Source organism: Bifidobacterium imperatoris, assembly GCF_002860405.1.
In the GTDB taxonomy this organism is placed as follows: Bacteria; Actinomycetota; Actinomycetes; order Actinomycetales; family Bifidobacteriaceae; genus Bifidobacterium; species Bifidobacterium imperatoris.
This window is the reverse complement of sequence record NZ_NMWV01000059.1, coordinates 1-5,832: the sequence shown is the minus strand read 5'-3', so window position 1 is coordinate 5,832 and position 5,832 is coordinate 1. Positions and strand designations below refer to the sequence as shown.

Sequence of the window (5,832 nt, the reverse complement as noted above, 5' to 3'; positions counted from 1 at the left end):
ACGCCGAAGGAACCGCGTCATAATGCCGATTCCTCAGGTTCTTATGCGCCCTGATTTGCGCGAATCGAGATAACCGTGTAAGTTTATCCCTTGCTGCCGCTCAGCGAGTGGTTCTCTGCTTCAGAGAGCTTCTTGATGAATGTGTGGTGGTGGTTTGAGAACTCAAGAGCGTGTTTGTACTACTTCTTTATAGTCAATGATTGCCAGTTCATTCCAAGCCTGGTCGCCTGTTGTGGTGGTCGGGTTCCCCGGGAGGGGTTGAATTGGGGTGAGGTTTTTGTGAGAGTGGTTCCTTCCTTAAGGAATCGTCTCGTCTTTTTCTTTTGAGAGTCTGTTTTTCGGATTCTTTTCATGAATTTTTTTGTGGAGGGTTCGATTCTGGCTCAGGATGAACGCTGGCGGCGTGCTTAACACATGCAAGTCGAACGGGATCCATCAGCTTGCTGGTGGTGAGAGTGGCGAACGGGTGAGTAATGCGTGACCGACCTGCCCCATGCTCCGGAATAGCTCCTGGAAACGGGTGGTAATGCCGGATGTTCCAGTTGATCGCATGGTCTTCTGGGAAAGCTTTCGCGGCGTGGGATGGGGTCGCGTCCTATCAGCTTGACGGCGGGGTAACGGCCCACCGTGGCTTCGACGGGTAGCCGGCCTGAGAGGGCGACCGGCCACATTGGGACTGAGATACGGCCCAGACTCCTACGGGAGGCAGCAGTGGGGAATATTGCACAATGGGCGCAAGCCTGATGCAGCGACGCCGCGTGAGGGATGGAGGCCTTCGGGTTGTAAACCTCTTTTGTCAGGGAGCAAGCGTGAGTGAGTGTACCTGTCGAATAAGCGCCGGCTAACTACGTGCCAGCAGCCGCGGTAATACGTAGGGCGCAAGCGTTATCCGGAATTATTGGGCGTAAAGGGCTCGTAGGCGGTTCGTCGCGTCCGGTGTGAAAGTCCATCGCTTAACGGTGGATCCGCGCCGGGTACGGGCGGGCTTGAGTGCGGTAGGGGAGACTGGAATTCCCGGTGTAACGGTGGAATGTGTAGATATCGGGAAGAACACCAATGGCGAAGGCAGGTCTCTGGGCCGTTACTGACGCTGAGGAGCGAAAGCGTGGGGAGCGAACAGGATTAGATACCCTGGTAGTCCACGCCGTAAACGGTGGATGCTGGATGTGGGGCACGTTCCACGTGTTCCGTGTCGGAGCCAACGCGTTAAGCATCCCGCCTGGGGAGTACGGCCGCAAGGCTAAAACTCAAAGAAATTGACGGGGGCCCGCACAAGCGGCGGAGCATGCGGATTAATTCGATGCAACGCGAAGAACCTTACCTGGGCTTGACATGTTCCCGACAGCGGCGGAGACGTCGCCTCCCTTCGGGGCGGGTTCACAGGTGGTGCATGGTCGTCGTCAGCTCGTGTCGTGAGATGTTGGGTTAAGTCCCGCAACGAGCGCAACCCTCGCCTTATGTTGCCAGCATTTCGGATGGGAACTCATAAGGGACCGCCGGGGTTAACTCGGAGGAAGGTGGGGATGACGTCAGATCATCATGCCCCTTACGTCCAGGGCTTCACGCATGCTACAATGGCCGGTACAACGGGATGCGACAAGGCGACTTGGAGCGGATCCCTGAAAACCGGTCTCAGTTCGGATCGCAGTCTGCAACTCGACTGCGTGAAGGCGGAGTCGCTAGTAATCGCGAATCAGCAACGTCGCGGTGAATGCGTTCCCGGGCCTTGTACACACCGCCCGTCAAGTCATGAAAGTGGGCAGCACCCGAAGCCGGTGGCCTAACCTCTTCGGAGGGGGGAGCCGTCTAAGGTGAGGCTCGTGATTGGGACTAAGTCGTAACAAGGTAGCCGTACCGGAAGGTGCGGCTGGATCACCTCCTTTCTACGGAGTAATTCAGGATGCTGTTCGGCATCCGGTGTGTGCCCCGCGGGCCGGATAGTCCGGTCGTCCGCAGGGGTCGCTGGTGTGGAAGAGATCATGGGCTTTGGCCCGCCGGTCGTGCGGTGGGTTTTGGTTGTGGTGTGGATGCGCTTTTGGGCTCCCGGATCGCCACCCCCGAGGTTTTCTCGGGTGCGGTCCGATGCCCCGTGGGTCTGGTCGCCCGGATTGGTTTCCGGTTGGCTGGTCGTGCGGGTGCGTGGTGGTTTGAGAACTGGATAGTGGACGCGAGCAAGAAACATGCTTCGGCTTGTTTTTTGCTGTTGATTTCGTTCGGACTCCGAACAGTTTTGTTTGGTGTTCGTTCCGATCGTTTTGTGATCTGATGTAGTGTCGATTGATTTGTCGTCTGGCAGCATTGTTGCGTTGCGCGGGTGTTTCGCCCGCAAGGGCGTATGGTGGATGCCTTGGCAGACGGGACCGATGAAGGACGTGTGAGACCGCGATAGGCCTCGGGGAGCCGTCAACAGGGCTTCGATCCGAGGATCTCCGAATGGGGGAACCCGGCCGCCGTTGTGGGCGGTCACCGCACCGTGGTGCGGGGGGTACGCAGGGAAGTGAAACATCTCAGTACCTGCAGGAAAGGATACTCCGTGAGTAGTGGCGAGCGAAAGCGGATCAGGCCAAACCTTTGCCGTGTGATACCCGTCGGGGGTTGCGGCAGGGGTGTTGTGGGAACGCGTGCGCCGGCTCCGACGGGCCGGCCGGCGGTGATAAATCCATGTGCGAGGGGAACCGGGTTGGATACCGGGCCGTAGAGGGTGATGGCCCCGTACCCGAACGCGCATGGACCGCCGAGGCGCGTCTCCCAAGTAGCACGGGTCCCGTGGAACCCCGTGTGAATCCGCCCAGACCGTTGGGTAAGCCTAAGTATTCCCGTCTGACCGATAGCGTACTAGTACCGTGAGGGAAAGGTGAAAAGCACCCCGGGAGGGGAGTGAAAGAGTTCCTGAAACCGTGCGCCTACAAACCGTCGGAGCCTTTAGGGGTGACGGCGTGCCTATCGAAAAATGAGTCTGCGAGTCAGTGGCGGGTGGCAAGCGTAAGCCGTGTGGCGGACGCGTAGCGAAAGCGAGTCTTAAAAGGCGTCTTTTAGTCGCTCGTCCTGGACCCGAAGCGGGATGATCTAGCCCTGGGCAGGTTGAAGCGCGGGTAAGACCGCGTGGAGGACCGCACCCACCTGGGTTGAAAACCGGGGGGATGACCTGGGGCTAGGGGTGAAAGGCCAATCAAATTCCGTGATAGCTGGTTCTCTCCGAAATGCATTTGGGTGCAGCGTCGGGTGAGTACATCCGGGGGGTAGAGCTACTGGATGCTTGAGGGCCCGTGCTGGGTACCGACAGCAACCAAACTCCGAATACCCGTGATGCGTATCCCGGCAGTGAGTCGGCGGGGGATAAGCTCCGTCGTCGAGAGGGAGACAGCCCAGACCGTCGTCTAAGGTCCCCAAGCGCGTGCTAAGTGGGAAAGGATGTGGAGTCGCATAGACAGCCAGGAGGTTGGCTCAGAAGCAGCCACCCTTGAAAGAGTGCGTAACAGCTCACTGGTCTAGTGGTTCCGCGCCGACAATGTAGCGGGGCTCAAGCACGCCACCGAAGACGCGGCAGTAGTTTTCTACTGGGTAGGAGAGCGTCCCACGAGGGTCGAAGCGGCCGCGTAAGCGCGTCGTGGACTTCGTGGGAGTGAGAATGCAGACATGAGTAGCGAGAGACGGGTGAAGATCCCGTCCGCCGGATGACCAAGGGTTCCAGGGCCACGTTCATCGTCCCTGGGTGAGTCGGGTCCTAAGGCGAGGCCGACAGGCGTAGTCGAATGGATGAACGGGTCGATATTCCCGTACCGGCAGGCGACCGAAATGACCGAAAGGGCGAGTACTAACCTTGCGTTCCTCCTGATCCTTCCTTCGGGTTGGTGAGGGTGGTTCGTCTGGGACCGTAGCCCCGGTAGGTGAGCGCAGGAGTGACACGGAAGGGCAGCCGGCCCGGGAGGTGGTTTTCCCGGGCCAAGCACGCAGCCCGCCCCCCAGGCAAATCCGGGGGGCGCGAGGGTGAGGTGCGACGGGACGCGCGTTACAGCGTGGATCCGGTGATCCCGGCCGTCGAGAAAAGCTTCGGCGTGAGGGCGTCTGGCGCCCGTACCCCAAACCGACACTGGTGGTCAGGTAGAGAATACCAAGGCGATCGAGCGAATCCTGGTCAAGGAACTCGGCAAATCACTCCCGTTCCTTCGGTTTAAGGGAGACCCCCGATGGTGAACACACTCGCTGTGGGAGCTTTTGGGGGTGGCACAGACCAGGGGGTAGCGACTGTTTACCAAAAACACAGGTGCATGCGAAGACGCAAGTCGCGGTATATGCACTGACGCCTGCCCGGTGCCGGAAGGTTAAGAGGATCCGTCAACTTTAAGCGAAGCGGTGAATTCAAGCCCCGGTAAACGGCGGTGGTAACTATAACCATCCTAAGGTAGCGAAATTCCTTGTCGGGTAAGTTCCGACCTGCACGAATGGCGTAACGACTTCCCCACTGTCTCGACCAGGAGCTCGGCGAAATTGCAGTACGAGTAAAGATGCTCGTTAAGCGCAGAAGGACGAAAAGACCCCGGGACCTTTACTATACCTTGGTATTGGCATTCGGTGTGGATTGTGTAGCATAGGCGGGAGACTACGATGCATGGGCGCCAGCCCGTGTGGAGTCGCAAGGTGAAATACCGCTCTGTTCGCATTGGATGTCTCACCACGAGCAGTCATCCTGCTCTGGGACAGTGCCTGGCGGGTAGTTTAACTGGGGCGGTTGCCTCCCAAAGAGTAACGGAGGCGCTCAAAGGTTCCCTCAGCCCGGTTGGCAATCGGGTGGCGAGTGTAAGTGCACAAGGGAGCTTGACTGCGAGACTGACGGGTCGAGCAGGGACGAAAGTCGGAACTAGTGATCCGGTGCCGGTGTACGGACGCGGCATCGCTCAACGGATAAAAGGTACCCCGGGGATAACAGGCTGATCATTCCCAAGAGTCCATATCGACGGGATGGTTTGGCACCTCGATGTCGGCTCGTCGCATCCTGGGGCTGGAGCAGGTCCCAAGGGTTCGGCTGTTCGCCGATTAAAGCGGCACGCGAGCTGGGTTCAGAACGTCGTGAGACAGTTTGGTCTCTATCCTCTGCGCTCGTTGGAATGTTGAGGAGGCCTGCCCATAGTACGAGAGGACCTGGGTGGACGAACCTCTGGTATGCCGGTTGTCGCGCCAGCGGCACGGCCGGTTGGCCACGTTCGGAAGGGATAACCGCTGAAAGCATCTAAGCGGGAAGCCTGCTCCAAGATAAGCATTCCATAGGATCCCCGGATCCTTGAACCCCCCATGAAGAACACGTGGTCGATAGGCCGGACGTGGAAGCCCCGCGAGGGGTGGAGCCGACCGGTACTAACGGGGAAAGGCGAAACCCTATGCCAACATCTTCGATTGTTGGCGACCGTGCTGCGCACAATGACACGCGGACGACAGAAAGACACTGCATCGTCGCGGAACATCGGAAAACGAACATCAGGAAGCGTCCACCATCCGGTCCCCGAACCACCACATGCCGGCCAAGACATGGTCTTGGACCGTATAACAGAAGATTTGCGGCGGTCATGGCCCAGGGGAGACGCCCGGTCCCATTCCGAACCCGGAAGCTAAGGCCTGGCACGGCGATGGTACTGCACCCGACAGGGTGTGGGAGAGTAGCACACCGCCGCATCACACGTCAAAGAAAACCCTCGGTGGAGCAACAGCCCCCGAGGGTTTCCGCATATTCCACATCGTTAAAAAGTAACGGTAGTATATTGTGACACTACAGCAGTGTCTCAATGCTTAGAGACCAAGTCTGTCAAGGACAATTGACGAGGAGGAATCCTGTGAATA

3 rRNA genes are annotated in these 5,832 nt (G+C 58.6%); all 3 read left to right on the top strand.

Annotation, left to right across the window (positions count from 1 at the left end):
* The first annotated feature begins 360 nt into the window (after nt 1-360).
* Nucleotides 361-1,883: ribosomal RNA gene (locus tag Tam1G_RS11435) — 16S ribosomal RNA — on the top strand.
* 432 nt (nt 1,884-2,315) lie between these two features.
* A 23S ribosomal RNA gene (locus Tam1G_RS11430) occupies nt 2,316-5,375 on the top strand.
* Nucleotides 5,376-5,551: 176 nt separating this feature from the next.
* A 5S ribosomal RNA gene (rrf, locus tag Tam1G_RS11425) occupies nt 5,552-5,668 on the top strand.
* Together the 16S, 23S and 5S rRNA genes form the textbook arrangement of a ribosomal RNA operon.
* Nucleotides 5,669-5,832: the final 164 nt, after the last annotated feature.